The 21,651-nt window shown below is 44.2% G+C and carries 22 protein-coding genes, 3 tRNA genes and 1 pseudogene (1 of these 26 only partly in view); 3 read left to right on the top strand and 23 right to left on the bottom strand.

The window, feature by feature from the left end; translation table 11 throughout:
* Positions 1 to 232: 232 nt before the first annotated feature.
* The 5 genes from ACAW68_02855 to ACAW68_02835 form a co-directional block, all read right to left on the bottom strand.
* Complete coding sequence (locus ACAW68_02855; GenBank protein ID XGA16515.1) at positions 233 to 964, bottom strand: hypothetical protein; 732 nt, start codon at positions 962 to 964, stop codon at positions 233 to 235.
* Between the two features lie 165 nt (positions 965 to 1,129).
* Complete coding sequence (locus tag ACAW68_02850; protein XGA16514.1) at positions 1,130 to 1,342, bottom strand: hypothetical protein; 213 nt, start codon at positions 1,340 to 1,342, stop codon at positions 1,130 to 1,132.
* Between the two features lie 130 nt (positions 1,343 to 1,472).
* Positions 1,473 to 1,652, bottom strand: coding sequence for a hypothetical protein (locus tag ACAW68_02845; protein XGA16513.1), 180 nt, complete (start codon positions 1,650 to 1,652; stop codon positions 1,473 to 1,475).
* Positions 1,653 to 1,675: 23 nt separating this feature from the next.
* Positions 1,676 to 2,134, bottom strand: a complete 459-nt coding sequence (locus tag ACAW68_02840) for a hypothetical protein (GenBank protein XGA16512.1) — start codon at positions 2,132 to 2,134, stop codon at positions 1,676 to 1,678.
* A complete protein-coding gene (locus ACAW68_02835; protein XGA16511.1) occupies positions 2,124 to 2,507 on the bottom strand; it encodes a helix-turn-helix domain-containing protein in 384 nt (127 codons plus the stop codon). The genes ACAW68_02840 and ACAW68_02835 overlap by 11 nt, the downstream gene beginning before the upstream one ends.
* A gap of 154 nt (positions 2,508 to 2,661) precedes the next feature.
* Between ACAW68_02835 and ACAW68_02830 the strand changes: the two genes are divergently transcribed.
* Positions 2,662 to 2,733 (top strand) — tRNA-Arg (locus tag ACAW68_02830).
* Between the two features lie 58 nt (positions 2,734 to 2,791).
* On the opposite strand, the gene ACAW68_02825 is transcribed toward ACAW68_02830, so the two are convergent.
* Complete coding sequence (locus tag ACAW68_02825; protein ID XGA16510.1) at positions 2,792 to 3,643, bottom strand: DNA/RNA non-specific endonuclease; 852 nt, start codon at positions 3,641 to 3,643, stop codon at positions 2,792 to 2,794.
* Between the two features lie 138 nt (positions 3,644 to 3,781).
* Here ACAW68_02825 and ACAW68_02820 point away from each other — a divergent pair, with 138 nt between their 5' ends.
* A complete protein-coding gene (locus ACAW68_02820; protein ID XGA16509.1) occupies positions 3,782 to 4,174 on the top strand; it encodes a hypothetical protein in 393 nt (130 codons plus the stop codon).
* 43 nt (positions 4,175 to 4,217) lie between these two features.
* Here ACAW68_02820 and ACAW68_02815 read toward each other — a convergent pair whose 3' ends face one another.
* From ACAW68_02815 to ACAW68_02755, 13 genes and pseudogenes are all read right to left on the bottom strand, one after another.
* Entirely contained in the window at positions 4,218 to 5,060 is an 843-nt protein-coding gene (locus ACAW68_02815; GenBank protein ID XGA16508.1) for an alpha/beta hydrolase, read from the bottom strand.
* The gene (locus ACAW68_02810) at positions 5,053 to 6,195 is read right to left on the bottom strand and encodes a hypothetical protein (protein ID XGA16507.1); all 1,143 of its coding nucleotides are present in this window, start codon (positions 6,193 to 6,195) and stop codon (positions 5,053 to 5,055) included. The genes ACAW68_02815 and ACAW68_02810 overlap by 8 nt, the downstream gene beginning before the upstream one ends.
* A gap of 116 nt (positions 6,196 to 6,311) precedes the next feature.
* Positions 6,312 to 7,574 (bottom strand): D-alanyl-lipoteichoic acid biosynthesis protein DltD, encoded by a 1,263-nt coding sequence (gene dltD, locus ACAW68_02805; GenBank protein ID XGA16506.1) that lies wholly within the window; start codon positions 7,572 to 7,574, stop codon positions 6,312 to 6,314.
* The gene (gene dltC / locus ACAW68_02800) at positions 7,567 to 7,806 is read right to left on the bottom strand and encodes a D-alanine--poly(phosphoribitol) ligase subunit DltC (GenBank protein ID XGA16505.1); all 240 of its coding nucleotides are present in this window, start codon (positions 7,804 to 7,806) and stop codon (positions 7,567 to 7,569) included. The genes dltD and dltC overlap by 8 nt, the downstream gene beginning before the upstream one ends.
* A gap of 31 nt (positions 7,807 to 7,837) precedes the next feature.
* Positions 7,838 to 9,064 (bottom strand): D-alanyl-lipoteichoic acid biosynthesis protein DltB, encoded by a 1,227-nt coding sequence (dltB, locus tag ACAW68_02795; GenBank protein XGA16504.1) that lies wholly within the window; start codon positions 9,062 to 9,064, stop codon positions 7,838 to 7,840.
* Complete coding sequence (gene dltA / locus ACAW68_02790) at positions 9,061 to 10,602, bottom strand: D-alanine--poly(phosphoribitol) ligase subunit DltA (protein XGA16503.1); 1,542 nt, start codon at positions 10,600 to 10,602, stop codon at positions 9,061 to 9,063. The genes dltB and dltA overlap by 4 nt, the downstream gene beginning before the upstream one ends.
* A 29-nt stretch (positions 10,603 to 10,631) precedes the next feature.
* Positions 10,632 to 10,781, bottom strand: a complete 150-nt coding sequence (locus ACAW68_02785) for a teichoic acid D-Ala incorporation-associated protein DltX (protein ID XGA16502.1) — start codon at positions 10,779 to 10,781, stop codon at positions 10,632 to 10,634.
* Between the two features lie 194 nt (positions 10,782 to 10,975).
* Positions 10,976 to 11,644 carry a histidine phosphatase family protein gene (locus ACAW68_02780; protein ID XGA16501.1) on the bottom strand — a complete coding sequence of 223 codons (669 nt, stop codon included), beginning with the start codon at positions 11,642 to 11,644 and terminating at the stop codon, positions 10,976 to 10,978.
* A gap of 33 nt (positions 11,645 to 11,677) precedes the next feature.
* Complete coding sequence (locus ACAW68_02775) at positions 11,678 to 12,022, bottom strand: DUF956 family protein (protein ID XGA16500.1); 345 nt, start codon at positions 12,020 to 12,022, stop codon at positions 11,678 to 11,680.
* A 689-nt stretch (positions 12,023 to 12,711) separates the two neighbouring features.
* A complete protein-coding gene (locus ACAW68_02770) occupies positions 12,712 to 13,659 on the bottom strand; it encodes a PTS system mannose/fructose/sorbose family transporter subunit IID (GenBank protein XGA16499.1) in 948 nt (315 codons plus the stop codon).
* A gap of 19 nt (positions 13,660 to 13,678) precedes the next feature.
* Positions 13,679 to 14,491, bottom strand: coding sequence for a PTS mannose/fructose/sorbose transporter subunit IIC (locus tag ACAW68_02765; protein ID XGA16498.1), 813 nt, complete (start codon positions 14,489 to 14,491; stop codon positions 13,679 to 13,681).
* 57 nt (positions 14,492 to 14,548) lie between these two features.
* Positions 14,549 to 15,523, bottom strand: a complete 975-nt coding sequence (locus ACAW68_02760; GenBank protein XGA16497.1) for a mannose/fructose/sorbose PTS transporter subunit IIB — start codon at positions 15,521 to 15,523, stop codon at positions 14,549 to 14,551.
* 182 nt (positions 15,524 to 15,705) lie between these two features.
* Positions 15,706 to 17,135: pseudogene (locus ACAW68_02755) on the bottom strand (aspartate ammonia-lyase).
* A gap of 251 nt (positions 17,136 to 17,386) precedes the next feature.
* On the opposite strand from ACAW68_02755, the gene ACAW68_02750 reads away from it, so the two are divergent.
* The gene (locus tag ACAW68_02750; protein XGA16496.1) at positions 17,387 to 20,095 is read left to right on the top strand and encodes a YfhO family protein; all 2,709 of its coding nucleotides are present in this window, start codon (positions 17,387 to 17,389) and stop codon (positions 20,093 to 20,095) included.
* A 56-nt stretch (positions 20,096 to 20,151) separates the two neighbouring features.
* On the opposite strand, the gene ACAW68_02745 is transcribed toward ACAW68_02750, so the two are convergent.
* From ACAW68_02745 to ACAW68_02730, 4 genes are all read right to left on the bottom strand, one after another.
* On the bottom strand, positions 20,152 to 21,105 hold the full coding sequence (locus ACAW68_02745; protein XGA16495.1) for an ADP-ribosylglycohydrolase family protein: 954 nt from the start codon (positions 21,103 to 21,105) through the stop codon (positions 20,152 to 20,154).
* A gap of 15 nt (positions 21,106 to 21,120) precedes the next feature.
* Positions 21,121 to 21,423, bottom strand: coding sequence for a hypothetical protein (locus ACAW68_02740; protein XGA16494.1), 303 nt, complete (start codon positions 21,421 to 21,423; stop codon positions 21,121 to 21,123).
* Positions 21,424 to 21,524: 101 nt separating this feature from the next.
* Positions 21,525 to 21,598 (bottom strand) — tRNA-Pro (locus ACAW68_02735).
* Between the two features lie 52 nt (positions 21,599 to 21,650).
* A tRNA-Leu gene (locus ACAW68_02730) sits at position 21,651 on the bottom strand (it continues 83 nt past the right edge of the window).

Raw genomic sequence — 21,651 nt, 5'->3', positions numbered from 1 at the left:
TTACGTTGTCTATTATACGACTTTGTATAAAGTTTCGCAAACAGTTGTAACAACGTGCTTTCAACATCGCAACAAATATGAAATTTGTTACGAACCGAGTCGATCTTTCGTTCTGAAATAAATCAGTACTCCTAACCAACCGATATGTTTATTATACGCCACTAGCTTAAAAAAAGCTCACTTTTGCTTTGATTAAGAACAAAAATGCCCAGGATTCGCTCCTGGGCATTTGTTACTTTTTCATAGAATTTACAAGACGACGCTTTGTACGGCGGAACGTCGTTGACATGAAGCTCGTGTGCAATTCAATCAATGTCAAAATCACAAGCAACGTCACCGTTCCAATAACTGAGAACCACGTCCCTGTCATATCAATCAATGAACGTTCGTCACGGCTAGCCAATGAAATTGACGATGCCTTAACAACCTCTTCCTCTGACAACGCTTCGCTAATCAAATCGAAGTCTGCCATACCAATCATTTGTTGCAACGTAAATGGGTCGTTCAATGATTGGAACTCGTGTAGGTTTTCCTGTAGTTGATCTTCTTCACTCTTCAAACGATCTTCCCAACCATCGCGGTCGTTATCAAAAATCGTTAGCAAACGAATTTCGTGAATCAAAAAAATGTAGTCAGCGACATATTGGTAGGCGGCTTGTTCTAGAGACAACAACCCTTGTTCCATTTGTCCTTGGTGATCGCTCAATTGATGAGTTGCCTTCTTCAAAGCATCTACGACATCGGCTTGTGCCTTAAAGCGATCGCGCATACTATCGACCTTCCCCAACGCGGTCGTATACGCCGTATACATTTCTTCATTATCAGGCGTATCCGCCATTGGTACAGCAGACGTTTGTGCGTTTGTATCAAACACTTTCGTCTCTTCCCCGTATGCTGTTACTTGCATGCCTAGTGCGACAATAAATGTCACAACTGCCATACCAACCTTTTGCCACTTTTTCATAACATTCATGCCTTCCATTTCTCTCTTGTAAAAGAATAGCAAGACATTTTAGATTTATTTGGCGTAATTTATGACGAAATTCCAGAAAATGTGAATTTTTAATGTGCTATGTCCCAAAACAAAACGCACCCGGCCTCACAGAACCAGATGCGTTAGAAAACTCGCTTATTTTTGCAAAACAATTTGGTGTGCTTGACTAGCGTTTGCACCACTCAAACGAGCTAGTGCATAACGTGCTACACGACCTAATCCGCGTAGTACGTGTACGCCACGCAAATCCCAAAGGAAATCAATCGCAGTTGCTAACGTCACTAAGATCAACCATGCAATCGCCATCAAAAGCCCCAAAACAAATACTCCATTCCATGCTGCAATCATAACATTACCTCCCACGATTAATTTAAACCTAACTGATGTTGTTAATTAAAGTCCTAAACGTCTATCGCTTAGGACATAATTTATTATATATTAGGTTTTAACTAATTTCAACCCTAAAGTTAGGTTTTAATTAACGGTAACTAATGCGGTCCATTGGGTGGGCTGCGTTAAAGGCATTAATAATCTCAAGCATGTCTCGACGAGTTGCCCCTTTTTGGGCGTACTTAACTGCTTTTTGCTTATCTTTTGAGACATTTGATAGCGTTGATTGAAAATGCATACCGTTACGTTGGTTAGATGGTAAAGCCATAATCGATTCCTTCTTTCAACATGTTAGCCAGGGAGTAATCCACGACGCTGATAATAGTTAACCGTCTCGTCAGCAAAATCACTTGGGTAGCCCAAATGCTCTTCTAACATCCAAGCTGCAAAAGGTTCATCTGAGTGTTGACGGGCAATACGCATTAAATCATCTTCTGAAGTCATGTAGGCAATCACTTCTTCACGCGCGTTAACTTCATTATTATGGGCCCGGACAGCATCATAGTCCAAATGATCCCCTAAATCAGAAATAGCGTGATGATATTCTTCGACCAGCGTACGTGCCTTATCGAATGTATCTAGTTCGCGGTCGATGAAGATGTATGCCTTGTCACCTTTCAAGTAAGCAACACCGTCTAATCCCGAATTTTCTTTTAATGGCATCGTATCTAGAATGATAGGTTCTAACCCGTGTTGCGTCAGATCATCCTCTACGCGCATTAATAGATCATCGTAATCATTACTTCGCATTGCGGTCCTCGTAGTCAGCAATCAATCCTTCAATATATGCCTTGGCACGGTCGATAACACGGTGACGATCTTCGTCAGGCAATCCTGAAATATCCAAGCCCCAGTGTGCTGCCATCAAAACTGGTTCATCAGTCGCAACGGCCGTTGAAACCTTATCTGGATCTTCAACTAGGTCAGACTTTGACACACCAAAGTATTCAGCCATTGCTTCAATCTTATCGATACGTGGGTACGTCTTACCGTTTGACCAATCAGAAATCGTCGCCGTTGAAACACCAACGATTTCAGCCAAACGGGCCGCTGTAATTTCTCGTTGCTTGATTAGGCGCTTAATGTTTCGCCCCATAATCTCCTTACCTTCTGATGATGCCATAATTTTCACCTTTTTCTTGTTTGTGTTTTTAATGTTTATTTCAGTCTTATAGGTATTATATTAAAGGTAAACTTAACAAAACGCAAGGTTAAACCTAATCTATTTTATGCTATTGCGCGCTTTAAAAGAATTGGGCTATACTAAATAACGTATTGGACTTGTAGTGTAATGGATATCACGTCGGATTCCGGTTCCGGAGATGAGGGTTCGATTCCCTCCAAGTTCATCATATATGCTAAAAAGACCGAGATTTTAAAATCTCGGTCTTTTTTCTATCTATATTATTACTTAGCTACCTTCGCGTAACCTGTGCTGTAATCAATCACAACACCTGGCTCTACGTTAGGAACGAACACATTAAACTCAAGTGAGCCATCTGATGACTTCGCTTCAAGGTGTGATCCAGATGGTACCAAGTTATCCCCATCGTAAACTGGCGTTACACGGTAACGCACCGTCTTGCGGTTATCTTGCGCACGTCGCACTTGTGTCTCGTAGTAGTTTTGACCAGTGTTGCTGTCGTTACCATTTGACGCTTGGTTAGCCCACGCCGTTTGCGCTGTGATGTTTTGTGGATTTGCCTCAGAAGCATCAAAACCACGTACACTTCCAGCCAAAGCGTAACCGATTGAGTGCCCACGATTATAGAGCATCTTGTAGTTACCACCAATTGATAGCTGGTGCCAGCCAACTGGTTCCATTTGGCGACTATTACCAGTTTGATCACGTGATTGATATTGACGGCTAGCCTTTGTTAGTAGCGCATTGGCAGCGCCAGCTCGACCCAAAGAATCCTGCTTAGCAAGTTGCACATATGGCGCTGAACTTACCTTGGCATTCAAATCAGTCTTATTGTTGTTAAGAATGAAGGCACCATTACCATTAAAGCGAACGCTATTCGTACCCAATTGCTTCACCACGTTAGCTGTCAAAACTGATGATGCTAATGATTCATTTGGGTGCTCGTCTGACGTGCTGCCATAATTAACTTTCGCATCAGACTTAACACTTGATTGTGCATAATTTGTCTTCGTTACTTGTGTGCCATTATTATCTTTTAGCACGGTTTGTTGCAAAGCAAATACACCCAATGCAATTACAACACCCGCTACAGATACTTGTCGCTTACGTCCCATGTCAAAAACTCCTTCTCTTATATCCCTGAGATATTATTATACCAGCAAGTTCTACTTAATATTGTCTTTGAACTGTCAAAAGTTGCATGTTATCTGGTATTATTAGGGCAATTAATAAATATAAACGAGGATGTCATTATGACGAACAAGAACTTGATTGCAAAGCAAGAATTGTCACACCCTGCCGACTGGAAGCCTGAAGCTGCCCACGCCGATGTACGTGAGCAAATCGAGGATGCTATCGCCAAGCGTTTGACTGAAATCATCGCAACGGTTGCCGACTTCGGTTTCGAATCAGCAACGGTTAACCTACACGACTTGCAAGACTTCGTGCGTGATGTCGTAATTGGTCACTACCAATTCCACTTCCGCAAGACCCCTGCTTTGCGTGAACAACTTGTTTTGGCCAACGAAATGCCAATTTCTGTTTTCAACACGCTCGTTCAAAGCGGTGTTGCTGACATTTTGGATAACTCAGATTTTGAATACTCATTCCACACTGACGGTGAAGTTCAAATTTTCTGGAACTAAAAACATAAGGCGTGAACAAACAATCCGTTTGTTCACGCCTTTTCTATTTCCGATTGCCTGGCACATCTTGATTCCTAGGCAGTACATACTGCTGAATCAGATCGACAATTTGTTGATTTTGTGGCAAATCAGAGTGCTGTGCGTCATCCCCAGTCACTGTAATTTCAGTAAAATGGGCAACCTGTTTTTGGAAGATGAATTTGCCGGTTTGTACCGACTGTTCTGGCACAATGCCATCATCGTCATAGGTTTCAGTTCCCATAATTGAATACACGGTTAAATCGCTCGGTAATTCGTCACGTTCTTTAATAAAATCCTGCAACATTTGCGTGCGGTTCTTAGAATTTGTTTCTTCAAAGTTGTATGGCGTCCCGATGGTCATGAGCACGTTGATATGCTGACTATCGTTATCATAATACTTTTCCAAAAAGCGCGTCCAAATTAAGCCACCATTCGAATGCCCGATGGCTTGAAATTGACGGAAACGATATTTCTTCTGCAGCATCTGCAAAGCTTCATTAAACCAGCTGGCCTGCTTTTTTATATTGGCATAACCATCATGATTATTCTCAAATGCCACCACAAAATACGGTGCTAAATCACCATTACGCACCTTTCCAGTCGTGACCATTGAATTATCAGTCTTAACCGTCACCTTCACTAGGCTGTGCTTATTGTCACCCTTATTCAGTTGGGCAATTAGCTGATCAAACCGATTCTGCGAAGCTGATGACCCCGGAATTAAAATCGTTGGCGTCATGCGTGAGTTAAAGATTCGTTGATTTGTCGTCGTTTTGCTCTGACTCCAACGAAGCCCAACAATCGCCATTGTAATCAAGAGGACGCTTAGTAATCCTAGTATTAACATTAACCAGCGTTTACGCATAGGCAACCTCCCCACTCTTATGCAGTTCTTGCACAACACGCCAGAAAATCACAACATCCAACGCTAACAAGCCAATTGTCACAAGAATGTACAGCCACATATTATGTGAAGCTAGGCCACCAAATAGAATTGTTGGCGTTCCTGATGGCACCCAATAGACAGCTGGTGCCAAATGCACGGCCAGCAACAAGGCACCAATGCCTAGATTAACGGTAGAGGCTATTATCATCGTACGCAGAACACGCCAATTCCACATAATTGGTAGCGCAAACGCAAGCGCCCACCACTGATCAAAAAAGGTTGGAATTATCGTTAGGATTAATAACAATGGCAACGGCTTATTCCGCGCTTGAATTAAGTACGTGATTAACAATGCCAACATTAATCCCGCACCACCAAACCACACAAATGCAGATAGTGGATATAACGAGAACACATGCGGAATTGTTTGATGTTGCAGGGCAGCCACCAAATTTTCGTTTGCTGCGGTAGCTGAAATGTCTGGGCGGATTACACCAGCAACTGCATTTAAGCCAAACCAGTTTCCAAAAACGGCTACCAGCACCCATAACCAGGTCTGCCAAAGGTCAGTCGACCCATCCCCAATTAACGTGATTAGCCCCTGCTGCATTAGGCCGAACAAAGAAAGTTTTAACCAACTGTGCAAGGTAACAGCATACGCCCCGATGATTAGGGTCACTACAATCGCTACCAGATACCGGTGCCTTGGTTTAACCAGTTGAACCGGTACCATAATGGCAAATACCATCAACGGCAATACTGCCAAATTCATGAGACTCGCGGTGGTGTTCAGCATTTGCCAACTCACCAACGTCACAAGCGATAGTAATATCGTTTGCTGATGCCCTTGGAATTCATCTTGTAAGCGTTTTTGAATCGCCAAGACGATAACCAAGACTCCCATGATTTGAAAGCCTTTGTCTAAAAACAAGGTCACAACGCGATTGATTTCGCCAAAAGTTGGGATAACATTGCGCCCATATCCGAGTGTGACCGCAAAATAACCATCTGGTCGTAAGAATAATTGTTGCAGTAAATAAAGCCACGTTAGCATCAAAACGAGTGGTAACATTTGCTGCATCGCACGCCGGACAGCCTGTATATTTTCTTTCATACGCGCCATCCTTTCATAAAATTCGGAACGTCGCAGTCATAAGTGGTCAAAAAATGGCGATTAGACATCATATCTAATCGCCATTATTCTACCACTACAACTGTCAATTATGCTGATTATCTAAAAGCAGCGACATTTTTCGCCGTAGCCCATGAGTCATCAAAGAATTGATCATTCATGTCGTACGTCGGCGTCTTACTTGGCGTCGTTAGGAAGTGGTTCACTTTCTTGTCCATGGCCAACCAGCCACGCCAACCAAGGTGAATGGTATCTTGCATAAAGTGCGCCTTGCCACCATCTTGAGAGAAGTCTGCAATATTAGTGAACCCTTGTGAAGTTAATTGATAGCGGATTTTAGCCACAGCATCTTGATACATAGTCATATCAAGTCCAGTATACTTAGCCCACTTTTCATTAACTGGTGGAATCACAAACAAGACATTTGTCTTCGTCTTAGCAAATTGTTGCAATGACAATTCGAAGTCACCATATTCAGGTGAGTTCGTGTAATCAAATGACTTTTGTGAGCCAGACAAGGCCTTCACGTGCTTGGCAACACGTTGCTTGTAGAACGCATTATCAATACCAAAAGTGTTGTTTGTCGTACGCTTTGCCGCCAACTTATCAGCTAATGATTCAAGCTTTTGTTCATTATAAGGTTGTGGCAAAATCTTCGTCTTAGGCAAAATCTTCTTTTCGTAGTTATTGCCCAATTGGAAGTCTGCGAACAACGCGTCTTGGTGATTAATGAAATCTAGTCGTAGCCCAATCATGTTTCGATCGCCATCAGACAACTTTTCACCCTTGGCAATCTTCTTCAAATAACCTGTCAAAGCACTCGACACATTCATTTGTAGCAAACGCTTTGCGGCATAGCGATCAGTAGGTGTATCACCAGCCGATTGCAACCAGGTCAATGCCTGGGCCTGACTAAAGTAATACTTGAACGCTGCCGAGTCCTCACCTTGCTTCACAAACCATTGTGGTGAAATCACATAAACGGCTTGCTTCCCTTGCATTTGCTGACTAATTTGCTGCATACCGAAGTATTGCGTCAAAGACTGTGCACCACGCTGACCAAGCAAAAATGGTCGGTATGAACGATCATACGCTTGCGCCAAAACTGATGGGTGCAAAGAATCCATACGGCTCCATTCACTTGAACCAAAGAAAGGCACGAAGCGGTGCTTTGGATCCGTTAAGGCCCGTTGCTTCAACGTTTGATTTTTAAAAACCGTTGGCGTCAAGGCGTTAGCAGCGCGCTGCTCATCTTGAAAATTGTGTTTGTTGGTTGACATCGGTGCCAACTCAATCACCGCAACGACAAGTGCAAAAGCTAAGATGACAGGACCAAAAATTAGTCCCAATCGTTTAAGCATTACGCAACTCCTCGATACCTTCGATAATCTTGTTAGCAGTGTTCCAATCGTCACGGCCCATTTCTGATACTGGCACCTTAATGTTAAACTTTGATTCGATTTCTAGCACAAGCTCAACCGTTCCCATTGAATCCATGATACCGGCATCGAACAAATCTTCATCCATCATGTCGGAAACATCTTCCAAGAACAAGTCATTAATCATGGCAATCAATTCTGCTTTTACATCCATTTTTATTTACCCCATTTTTAAACTATAACTGTTAGTGTTGGTGGAACCAAAGTTGGTTCAAGAAACCAGAGAACAACAAGAAACTCAACATCACGACATTAAACGTGAAGAAGATGGCGAAGGCCTCCGTAAACTTGTTGTGTGGCACTTGTCCCTTGTGACGCTTCTTATAACGTAGCCACCAGTCATTGATGACCAGTGCAACACCGTGGAAGATTCCATAAGAAATGTAGTACCACGTCACACCGTGCCAGAATCCCATAATCGTCATATTGATGATGTAGGCCACACCTGATGTGACATTACGGTTCTTGAATACTTTGTTGCGCATCAGAACCATGACCAAACGCATGAAGATGTAGTCACGGAACCAAAAACTCAATGACATGTGCCAACGATTCCAGAAGTCCTTCAAATTCTTCGCCATAAATGGCTTATCGAAGTTAATCGGCGTTTCAATTCCCATCATGTATGAGATGGCAACGGCAAACAATGAATACCCCGCAAAATCAAAGAACAAGTCGAATCCGTAAGCGTACATAACCCCTAGCGTTGGTAGATTGAATAATCCGCCTGCCCGTAAGGCTGCCTGTTCCAAAGGTGGCAACAACAACGACCCGAAAATGTAAGCCAAGACAAACTTGTACAAGAATCCTAAGAACAAGTACTTAACTGCCTTTTCAAGCATACCCAAATACTTGTCGCGATCAGGTACATTTTCATAATCTTCATTGAAACGACGGTAACGATCAATTGGTCCTGATGACAGCGTTGGCATGAACAACATAAACCGCATGAACTGTGGCAATGAAAATTCCTTCAACACGCCATCGCGGATTTCCATAATCATACCGACTGAACGGAACATCAAGTATGAAATCCCCAAAAATCCAAGCAATGAATTTTGACCATTATCGATAGCTGGCGTGATTTTAACAATCGCCAATGGCAAGATGTCTAACAAGACAGCGCCGTAGAACACCCACTTGTTGTCGGCTCGCTTACGGTATGCTGCATAACCAAACACCATCACCATCTGCCAAATAATGTAGCCAATCAATGCGATAAACTGTTGCCAATGTGTCCCAGCAAACATCAACACGATGAACGCTAATGACACCAGACCTTCATACCACTTGATTCGCTTACCATACAGCATGGCAATCACAATTGGCACTAACGCCAAAACTAAGTACCCAAAGTATTGTGGATCACCATATGGCTGCCAATTTGGCAATGCTTTAAGCCAATCCATCATCGATTGTTAACCTCAGCAATCAAAGCCTTGATGTTAATCTTACCGTTTGGCGTAATTGGCAAGTCATCACGGTACAAGAAACGTGATGGCATCATGTAAGGCATCATATCGTCCTTCAAGTCTTCCTTGATAGCCTTCGTCAATTGCAAATCCTTTTCGAATTGCTCACGAACACCTGGCTTTACAACCACATATGCCAACAAGTTTTGCACCTTGTGTTGGTCGTTGTAACGTGGCACAGCCACAGCTGATTCAACGTATTGTGACAAGTTCAAGACGTGAGACACTTCTTCCAACTCGATACGGTAACCATTGAACTTGATTTGGAAGTCCAAACGACCACCGTAGTGCAACATGCCATCTTCATCAAAGAAGCCAAGGTCACCGGTGTGATAAGCTGGTTGACCATCCAATTCAAAGAAAGCAGCAGCTGTCTTTTCAGGGTTGTTCAAGTAACCCTTTGACACAGCTGGACCTGAAACAATGATTTCTCCTTGTTCACCAACTGGCAACTTGTTCCCCTCTTCGTCCATGACAAAGGTTGGTGAATCAGGCTTTGGGAAACCAATTGGCAAGCGCTCAGCCTTTTCAATCATTGCTGGCGTAATGGCAACTGCTGACAAAGCAACCGTTGCTTCCGTTGGGCCATAGGCATTCACGATGCGAGCTTCTGGGAAGCGTTCGTGCAACTTAGCTGCCGTGCTTACCGTTAGCTCCTCACCATCGAAGTAGAAGTACTTAATTTGTGGCATCTTTTCAGCCGTAAAGTCTTCTGACAACATGGCCATGTCCGCAAATGATGGTGTTGATGTCCAAACTTGAATTGGCAAATCTGGCAAAACAGCAAACAACTCCTTGAAGTTTTCCGTTACATGCTTTGGTAGCGCGTACAACGTACCACCCATTGCCAACGTTGGTGCCCAATACATCACTGACAAGTCAAATGAGTATGGTGGTTGTGCCAACATTTGTGGTTGCTCTGGTACTGAGAAGTCCTCAGTGTTTAGCATCCAGTTCGTGTATGACAATAGGTTGTTGTGTGAAATTTGCACACCCTTTGGCAATCCGGTCGTTCCTGAAGTAAAGATGATGTAGTAATTATCATCTCCTTCAACAGCGTGCGTCATCTCATATGAAGCACCTGACTTGAAGGCCGTTTGCAATTGATAGATATCAATAACCGGCACGTCCGTAATCTCAATTGGCAACGGGTCAACCGCAATGACCAAGCTTGGCTTACCAATTGACAAAATGTTTAGCAAACGCTCATTAGCTGAGTTAACATCAACCGGTGCATAAGCGTGGCCTGACTTGCTCAAACCAACAAAAGTTGCCAACATTTCATATTCTTGACCACCAAATACCATCACCAATGACTTATCTGGTAAATCAAGCGAATCGACGTAAGCTGCCAATCCATCTGAGTCGCGCTTCAAATCAGCGTATGAGTGCGTCTCACCTAGCACATTGTAGACAGCCATATCTGGTTGTGTTTGTGCGTATCCATCAATCGTCTTCAACATGTTCGTAACTTGCATGTTACTAAGCCCCCAAAAATCTCTTATCTCTAGAATTCGTTATAAATAAAGTGTCCTTGGCCTAAACCTGAATAGCCGTACAAATAGAACAAAATCATCAATACAACTGCGTAAAACAGCGTTTGCAAAACAAATTTCACAACTGGCTGCTGACTCATTGCCACCAGCTTTTCAATCATATCTAAACCTCTCGCACATATTTCTGTCTTTTTCGCAACACAAATGTCACAAAAGTTTCATTTGTTATTTTAGCACGTATTCATAAACGAACCATAAAATTTACCTTTTCTTGGAGTTTAAATTTTTAGTTTTTTCGGAAATTTACTAAAAAAGGACCGAAATCCCAAAATAAAGATTTGTTCGGTCCCGAATGTTAATTCACTTTTTTATTGTTATATTGCGTGATTTCAATTCCCGTATCAGACAATGCCATGTGCGCGATCGACCCATTTGCAGGACGTTCGTGCACCTGAATCTTCCCTTGTCCATAACGGTCAGCTAACGAAATCAATGTATTTCCGTGACTAATTAACAAAACTGTATCACCATCTTGTAGTCGTTCATCGGATAAAATTTGGGCAAAGCCTGCATCAACACGTTCCCAATACTCGGTTGCATTTTCAGCATCATGCCAAGGATCAGCGTCCTTCAGCAAATCCTTGGTCCTATCAACCCCATATGCATCAACAATTTGTGCATAGGTTGTCAGACCAACTGGTGCGCCTGCTGCCGTCCAGGCGACATCCATATTGCTACCTTCAAAGCTACCATAGAACTCTTCGCGGAAATGCCAAGAGGTTGTTAACGTGACATCCCCAGACACTTTGTTAGCCGCCAAAATATACTTGGCTGTGTCCATCGCACGGGTTGTATCCGAACTATAGGCTGCTTTGAATGAAACGTTCGCAAGCGTCTCACCCACGCGTTGCGCATCAGCAATTCCGTCTTCAGTTAACGGCGAGTTTCCCCATCCTTGTAACTTGTTATAGCGATTAAAGTACGTCTTACCATGACGCACAACGATCAAATTAATTGTCTTCATGCTAACCGTCCTTTCAACGCCATTATAGCAAACTTACTTTTTACGTTCCAAAACACCTTTACGGCGGCGAATTTGTTCCGGCTTAAGGTGGGCACGGAAGATTTCAACCGCTTGCTTGGCTTTAGCGCCGACAAACTCAAATTCTTGGCCAGCAGTCGTCTTAACGAAGAAGCCACGGTAATAGAAATTCAAAAAGATTTCCATACTAACTGATTCAACGGTATCCCAAGGAATTTGAATGTAGCCACCACCAGCATTAGCACGGAACTCCATGCCTCGGTCACCATAGAACATACGTCCTTGTTTGATGTTAACCGGTGACATCATCGCATTTGCGTTACCCTCTAGATCGATTTTTGTATTAAGTGCTTGTACCATAATTCTTTCCTCTACTATTTGATATGTATCCCCGTTGTCGGGGGATTTGTTGTTTAAATTAGTTAGTGGTTAGTGTCCGCCCTTACGGTCGGAGTGCTTGGCCCCTTCTGAGGCACGCTAACACGTCCAGACCATGACCTGCAGGGAGCGGAGTCCACGCCGTTGGCGCGTACTCCTTTACCTCCCGTGGATCTAAGCGGGAAACCCGCTAAGAACCCACACCTGCGGGTCAAGGTCTGCACGTGTCTATACGCGTGGCGGGGCCAAGCACAGCAACCGAGAGACACTCTATTTGTTTGATAATCATCTACCACCATACTATAGGGTGAACAGTTCACCCATTTATTTCCTGGTAGATGATTATCTCAAAAGGATTATTATATCTCGGCTGCTGGCAAGGCAGTTCGGTGGTATCGGAGCGTTCAAATTGAGGCAACATGCCGCACGGCCGGCGCTATTCAGATAAGCCCACACAGGACTAAAAGGATTAGGGGGAATTATTTGCCCCACTGAATGGCGTCCGCGCCATTCGGTTGCCCCGATTTGAACTTTGCCGGAGATAGCCCCGAACTGCCTTGCCTCGGCGCGATAGCGACGACACACCCCACCACCTAACCTTCGTTAACTAAAAATGGTAGCAGGCGTTTCCGCCTCCTACCATTTTAGCAAACATTATATCGTTCGAATGATTATCCCATGATACCAAGTGCGTAAGCCAAGATACCAACGGCGAACAATCCGAAGATGATTGTGATAGCTGATACGCGCTTACGTAGCAACCACAATACCAAGAACAACAATAGCAATGGTGCCAAACCAGGAATCAATTGGTTCAACGTGTCTTGCAACGTCGTAATCTTGTATGCACCCAAAGTTTGACCACCTTGGATTTGTTGTACGATTTCGATCAACTTTGATACTGAAACGTGACCATCATTAATTTGTGAAGCCAAGCTTCCCATATCAACACCAGCACCGTCTTGTACCTTAACCTTTGAAACAACCAATGGGAAGTTCATCGTCGTCCAACGAGGAACCAGCACACCCATGATAAACATACCAAGGATTGATGCACCCATCGTAATCTTTTGCATGGCACCACCGGCCAAGTTTTGCGTGATGTTAGTTCCTTGCTTGTAACCAAGGTCTTGTGTGTACCACAAGAATCCCATACGCAAGACGTTCCAAACAACGAAGAAGATGATTGGTCCCATGATTGAACCACCTTGTGCCATACCGGCAGCAAAGGCTCCAAGCACTGGACGAACAGTTCCCCACCAGATTGGGTCACCGACACCGGCCAAAGGTCCCATCATTCCGACCTTAACACCTTGAATCGTTTCATCATCGATATCAGCACCGTTTGCACGTTGCTCTTCCAAAGCCATTTCAACACCCAAGATTGGTGAAGCCACGTATGGGTGTGTGTTGAAGAATTCCAAGTGACGCTTCAAAGCTGCGGCACGATCTTCCTTTGATGAGTACAACTTCTTGATTGCAGGAATCATGGCGAATGCCCAACCAACGTTTTGCATACGCTCGTAGTTCCATGAACCTTGCAAGAAGAATGAACGCCACCAAGTTGCACGAAGTTCCTTCTTAGTCAAGTGAACTTCATTCTTTACTAATTCAGACATGATGTTATTCCCCCTGCTCCTAGTAGTTGTTCAAAATGGCATCGACTGGGTCGCCACCATTTCCGCCGGCAGAACCGCCGCCGTTTGATCCACCACCGTTACCGCCGTTAAACTTTGGTGACAATTGTAGGTAAATCAATGCAAGTACCAATCCGATGATACCCATAGCAATCAAGTTCAATTCAGTCACAGCTGATAGGGCGAATCCCAAGAAGAAGAATGGCCACAACTCAGCAGTTGCCATCATGTTAATAACCATGGCGTAACCAACAACCACGATAAATCCACCGGCAACGGCCAATCCCTTAGTAATCACTTCTGGGATAGCGTTCAAAGCGGCATTAACAGGTCCGGCACCAACGGCCATAACGATTGCCGTTGGGATAGCAATACGCAATCCTTGGAAGACCAAAGCCAACCAGTGAACACGCTCAACACCTGCGATATTACCCTTTTCAGCTTCACGGTCAGCGACGTGAGCCAAGGCAACCGTAATCGTACGAACACCGATCGTCAAGATTTGTCCGGCAACGGCCAAAGGAATCGCGATGGCCATACCAGTCTTGATGTCAACTTGTGCAGGTCCAGTAACCAAGTAAGCTGAAACAACTGATGCCAAAGCGGCATCGGGTGCGATAGCGGCTCCGATGTTCATCCATCCCAAAGCCAACATTTGCAACGTTCCACCAAGGATAACACCTTCCATTAGGTGACCAGTTGCCAATCCAATCAACGTTGCAGCGACCAGTGGTTGGTGGAATTGGAACTCGTCCAAGATTCCTTCCACACCGGCCAAGAATGCGATTAGAATTACGAAAAACGCTGAAATCATGCGTTCATCCTCCCAAATAATTTCTTAGCAATAATAATAGTAGTTATTCAATTGTGATTACTTCAACAAGTCGAAGATGTCCTTGCTTTGATCACTTGGCACCTTTCGAACATCGAAAGTGATACCTTGGTCACGCAAGTACTCCAACGTCTTCACGTCTTCGTCGTCAACGGCAACGGCGTTCGTCACCATGCGCTTACCTTCTGAGTGAGACATTGAACCGATGTTAACCTTGTCCAACTTAACACCACCCTTAACCGCTGCAGCAACATCTTGTGGTGTTTCAAACAACAACAAGGCCTTAACTGAGGCAAAACGTGGGTCATCCCAAACATCAACCAACTTTTGAATTGGTACAACGTTAACCTTTACACCAACCGGTGCGGCTTGTACCAACAATGTCTTACGCAACTCATCCTTAGCAACACCGTCAGAAACAACGATGATACGATTTGGTTGTACTGACTTCGTCCAAGCGGTTGCAACTTGTCCGTGCAACAAACGTGAGTCGATACGAGCCAAGCGAACGTCGATTTGGCGCTCACCAGAGTGCTTTACTTCATTAATATCCCCCGCAGCTACTGCTGGTGCTGCTTCTTCTGATGAAGTAGCGTCCGTAGCTGGCGTTGCCTCTTCCGTTTCTGGAATTGACTTCACACCTTCCTTGGCAACTGGTACCAAGTAGTGTGCAATTTCGGCAGCCGTTTCCATTGAGAAACGAGCACCATATGCTTCTACCAACATTGGTAGGTTCAAACCTGACACAATCGCCATGCGATTTTCGTGTTGGGCTTGAATACGAGTTGCCGCGTTAAACGGTGACCCGCCCCACAAATCCACAAGGAACAAAACTTGTCCCTCTGGCTCAAACGTTGCCAACGCATCGTCATACTTCTTCATCAAGTCCTCTGGACCTTCGTTTGGCATAAACGTTACAACTTGTACGTTCTCTTGCTCCCCGAAGATCATTTGACCTGATTGACGGATGCCGGCAGCGAACTCGCCGTGACTAGCAATAATGAAATTCACCATAATTGCCACGCTCCTTAAATTTATTAATCCCTTAGGTACAAAACAAATTGTACCCTACATATGTTCATATGTAAACGCTTTCAGGGAAATACGTTACGATTTTATGAATTTTCCTGCAAAACGCATAATATCGATATTAATTATTTACTGTGTTTTATTTATGAAAAAAATCCTGATTTTGTTTAACTTGTGTACCCAGCACGCTTTAGTACAAGCCCATGCTCTGGCGTTCGCGCATTCACGACAATTTCTTCAACTGCAAAGATGTGAGCCAATTGCTCATCCGTAAAGATGCCCGATGCAATCGCGCACTCACGCAAAGGACGATTCGTCTTAAGCGATTCCTTCGCCAACTCGGCGGCTTGCTTATACCCAACCATGTTCGCCATCGCTGTTGCAAATGAGGCTGACAAGTCAATGTCTTTAGCCAATCGTTCTTCATTGTGTGTAATGCCGGCGATTGCGTGCTCACGGAATGTCTTCATCGCTGATGTCAAATGCGTGATTGATGCAAACATACGATAGAACAAAACTGGCTCAAAGGCGTTCAATTCAAGTTGCCCTGCTTCTACAGCAGCCGTAATCGTGGCATCGTTTCCAATGACTTCGAATGCTACCTGATTAACAACCTCCGGAATCACTGGGTTAACCTTGCCTGGCATGATTGAACTTCCCGCCTGACGCGCAGGCAAGTTAATTTCGCTCAATCCTGATCGTGGACCAGAACTTAGCAAACGCAAATCATTACTCATCTTTGATAGGTTGACTGCTAGCGTCTTCAAAGCACCTGATAACGTCGTAAACACATCCAAGTTTTGCGTGCATCAAACAAGTCGACGGCTTGGAATAATTCTAAGCCAGTCACTGTTTCCAACTTTGGAATAACGTGTACTTGGTAGTGGTATGACACATTAATACCTGAACCGATTGCTGAGCCACCCAAGTTCAGAGTGTGCAAGGCAGCTTCCGCATCTTGCAAGCGACGCAAATCACGACGTAATGGCTTCAAATAAGCGTGGAATGAATTACCAAGTGTCATCGGCACTGCATCCTGCAGTTGCGTACGACCCATTTTGTAAACGCGGGCAAATTCATCAGCCTTGGCTCCCGACGTAGAAATCAAGGCTTCCAACTCATCGAATAGTGGCGCCATCAATCGAATCATCGCCAACTTCCCAGCCGATGGGTAAACGTCATTCGTACTCTGCCCCCGATTAACGTGATCGTTTGGATTGATGCGCGCGTAATTTCCCTTTTCATCCCCCAACAATTCCAACGCCAGATTAGCGACAACTTCATTCACATTCATGTTCATGCTGGTTCCAGCGCCACCTTGAATCGGATCAAGTGGGAACATAGCGTAGTCGATTGGTTGTTGCAATAGTTGCTTAGTAGCCGCCACAATCGCGTCGGCCGTTTCGGTTTGCAAATCGCCAGCCGCTGCATTCACTAATGCTGCGGCTTCCTTAATTTCAATCAGTCCGCGAATTAATTCCGGATTGACCAGTTCCCCGGTAATTGGAAAATTCTCAACGGCGCGTTGGGTGTGCACCCCGTAATATGCCGTTGCTGGTACTGAAACTGTTCCTAAAGAATCGCTCTCGTGTCTCATCTTATTTAGTCACCTCTTTAATAAATTTTGACTAGTGTACCGTGTATTTATGCCTAAAGTGTGTCTTTTTGTAAGGCTTCCTAACATCTAGTAACTGTTAAACGTTTTACGAAAGCGTGTTTTTGTGATGATGATATAATGAAGGGACTTCTTTACAAGGAGATTTATATATGAAACAAACCTTTCGGTGGTGGCAAAATCTGTTTGTCGAATACACATTTTTATTTGTATTAACCGCTGGGGCTATTTTTTTGCCCTATTACTTAACTGGTACGTCACTTGTCTGGCAATCAGATGGAATTGCACAACACTTTCCAGCGTTGGTGCAATGGCAAAGTGATTTGAAAGACTTACTATTCAATCACGAATGGCCAAACGCCTGGCAATGGCAAATCGGACTCGGAGCAGATTATCTCCAAACGTTTGCTTATTACACGATGGGCGATATTTTCACATACGGAGTTGCTCTGGTTAGCAAAGCCCATGTGCTCGCCTATTACAACTTAAGTATTGTGATACGGCTATTTCTAGCCGGATTGAGTTTTATCGTCGTGGCGCGTCATTTTGTGCCCAAGCAACAAAACTGGCAGTATTTAATCGGTACCTTCAGTTATATCTTTTTCGGCTATACGGCGTTCGCTGCGTTTGAACATCCATTCTTCTTGAACCCGCTGATCATCTTTCCATTGCTGATTCTGATGTTGCATCGGGCATTAAGCAAACGACAGTATGGTTGGTTTACCGTATTAGTGGCTTGGACCCTGTGGAATAACTTTTATTTCGCCTTTATGATGGCAATCGGTGCCTTTGCCTTTTGGCTGGGTTATCAATGGTTTAACAAGAACTGGCTAAACTGGCGTCAACATCTAGTGCTGTTTGGTCACGCCGTAATCGGCGCGTTGATCCCGATGATTTTATTCTTACCGAGTGTCATGGCTGTTTTGCAGTCTGCTCGCTCTGGTAAGTCATTGGCTAACGGTTTGACTATCTATCCGGCGTATTACTATTTAGGCTTGCCTGGTAATTTGATTGGTAATTTAACGACGCCTGATTTTTGGTTGACTGGTGGCTTTAGTGCCCTCAGTGTGATGGCTATCATTTTCAGTCTTCGCCGTTGGCAAGCATTCAAACCCTACAATTTGATTTGGTTAGTTAGTTTTGTCGGTGTCTTATTACCCGTTTTCGCTGGCCTATTGAACGGTGGATCTTCCCCTTCAAACCGATGGATTTTCATGTTGGCCTTGCCAATTAGTCTGGTAACTATCGTCATGTTGGGGCAATTAAAGCAGCTAACAGCCCGTGATTACTTAACGTTCTCGCTAGTCGGACTCCTATCGGCCACATCTTTGTTTATCATGAGCAGTTTTAATTTGAACATGCGTTTTGGCTTGGTGATTGCTTGGTTCTTCGGTACAGTCGCTGTGCTGTGGTTCACGCAACATCACCTGTCACGTCCAAAACTTGCTTGGTTATTGGTCGGACTGACACTATTCAACGTGGTTTTGATTACAAGTCGCAACCACACTGATAATACCAACCCCAATCAGAGTGATATGTTAGCTACTCAGTCTGTTAACAAGTTATTGGCTAACCAAAAAAACTACGTCCCAACGTCAACAACGTTCGAACGCAGTTTCATTGATAACCAGCTTAGCAATGCGACCGGTATTGCGCCGGCAACTAATTTGCCAATTCTGAGTCAGGTTAATAATGTCGAAAGTTACTGGTCACTCCAGAACGGTGCGGTCGGCAACCTGATGACGGCGTTAGAAGTTGGCCCATCAAATCCCAATGACGTGACGGGAAATCTCGACAATCGTGATGTCCTAAGCAACGTTTTAGGCATTAAACAACGTTTTCAAAATCCTGATACCCTGACACCGGCTTCATATGAAGAACAGTCAGATGTCACGGTCAATGGTCAAACCGTCTTAACCTCGGAAAATGCGTATCCATTGGTATATTTGCCTAAGTATACAATTGCGCAGCATGACTTTAATCAACTATCTGCGACCAAAAAGGAAGCCACGTTAGCTGATAGTGTTGTCGTACCAAGTGTGACGTCAGGTGAAGCATCAGCCTTTGCCCAAGAAGTGACAACAGCGAAGGTCCGCACCGATCAAACGAAACCGGCTAAGCAAAGCGTGCACTTCCGTTACACAACCCATGCTTCATTGTTGCCTGATGGCATCTTCCTACCGGCTGATAAGACCCTTAAGGGGACGGAATTGCATTTGACTTTGTCACATATCAAGTACCATCCTGCGTCGTTAGCAGAACAACATCATCAAGCTTTGGCCCAGTATGAATATGATTATGAGCAAGCAAGTCGTAACCCGCAAAATGAGCCCGATTTGCGCCATAATACTGCCGCCTATTCATGGAATTGGTATCAGCACAATGTGAAAAACGCTGGTAATGAGATTGGTGGTTATACAATTACAGCTGGTTATGCGGATCGTGAAATCAGCACAACACAAACTGGTCAAACAAACCTGTCCTTCTACAACCCTCGTCAAAGCGTCACATTGAACCTTGGACAGGCGACGAAGACTAATCAGGAACAATTTATTCCGCTGACCTTCTCACGTCCTGGAACCTATGAATTCGATGTATCAATTGAAGCTATTCCAACGGACAAACGATTTACAAAGGTTGCTAAGGCGACACAAGCGACAGCACCGCATGTTCAGCTGACTGATGATGCAGTCAAGACTACGGTGTCAGTTAAGACGCCTCGTGTATTGGCAACGACCATTCCGTACAGTTCTGGTTGGTCAGCCAAGGGTTACCACCTGCAGAAAATCAATAACGGTTTTGTTGGTATTCCCCTACACAGCGGCAAGAACAACATTTACTTAACATACGAGACACCAGGCCTAACTATTGGCCGTTGGCTCAGTTTAGCTGGTATTATGCTATTTATCCTAGTCAGATTAATCCGGCGTTATATTAAATAAAAAAGAGATTAACACGAACGCATCTAAAAATGCGCAATGTGTTAATCTCTTTTTTCTTAGGCAAATTTTCCTGACTCATCAGCCAACAACAATTCACGTTCAATTTTTTCTTTAGCACCCAAATCATCCAGCCACTCCGCTGGGAAATCTGGATCAGCAAACGTCATGATAACTGCGACCAACGCCGCAATTGTATCCGTGTCATCACCCAGTGCAGCTGCCGTCTGGACAGCCTCTGCGAAGCTTGTTGTGTGCAACAACGTCCACAGTACCGCTTGCAACGTGTCGACAACGTAACCTGAACTAGGCACCTCATCACGCGTCATAGTCTTAAGATGATTGATAATATCAGCTGATGATTGCTCGTCAGTAATCGCTAACCAGCCGAATTCTTCTGTTTCAAGTGCTGCCGTTTCCATAGCAGTACGATTAGAACGACGAATAGCCATATCTAGGGCACGTTCTACATTTTGTACACGCGGCATCATACGCAAGAAATAGATAAAGAAACGTGATGCTAAGCGTGAACGACGGTGTCCATGAGTGAGGCCCGTCAATTCGTCACTAATCTCTTCAATCGTGCGGTCAGAATCAAACTCGTAAAAAGCCACCGGCCAAACACGCATCAAGGCGCCATTACCATTGTTTAGCTCATCATCTGGGCGGAAGTAACTAGTATCACCAGTTTCCTCGTATGATTTAATTGCAGCGGCTGTACCGTTACCAACGTCGAACACTTCACCATAAGGCGTGAAGGCTGCGTTTTCCAAATAATCAACAAAATTACCCATCACCGTCTTTAGATCAAACGGTTCAAACAAAGCATTGATAGTTGCTAGCGTTAAGCTAGTATCATCACTCCACGTCCCTTTTGGCTGTGAGTATGTTTGATACCCGACCATCTCTGGTACGACTTCATATGTATCACGTCCCTTAAATTCATAAGGGACACCAAAAGCATCGCCCATTGCGAAGGCATACATGGCTTGTCTTAAATACGTTGCTTTCATATGCTGCTCCTCTAATTAAACACGATCCATTGCAAACCAGTCGGCGATGCTCATCCATTCACCCGTAGACTTAGCTTGAATTTGATAATCAGTAATATCATATAGGGTCTTACGATCGCCCTTTAGTGGTGACCAGTACGTTTCGTCAGCGCGTCGAATAACATCCCAATAGTTATACACATCTTCAGTCCCAGCCTCATCTCGGACATGGAAGCCATCAGCTAAATTGAAGCTCTTCTCACCGACTTGGGGACCGCCGACACCTAAATCAACTAGTAGTTGTTGATATGATTCGTTTGTAATTGGTTCGTTAGCCATATCTTATCCCTCACTTGTTCTATGCTAAATTCATTTTACAACAGAAGTTGCGTGCTGACAGTACAAAAAAAGAGGCTTAGGCGAACCTAAACCTCTAATAATCGGGACGACAGGATTCGAACCTGCGACCCCCTGGTCCCAAACCAGGTGCTCTACCAAGCTGAGCTACGTCCCGATATTGATTTGTTCAAAATAAAAAGCCCGTTTCCGGACGTTTCATTTTGAAAT

The sequence above is a fragment of the Weissella confusa genome (assembly GCA_041871065.1).
GTDB classification, from domain to species: domain Bacteria; phylum Bacillota; class Bacilli; order Lactobacillales; family Lactobacillaceae; genus Weissella; species Weissella confusa_A.
The sequence above is the reverse complement of the archived record's forward strand: the minus strand, read 5'-3'. Positions and strand labels throughout refer to the sequence as shown.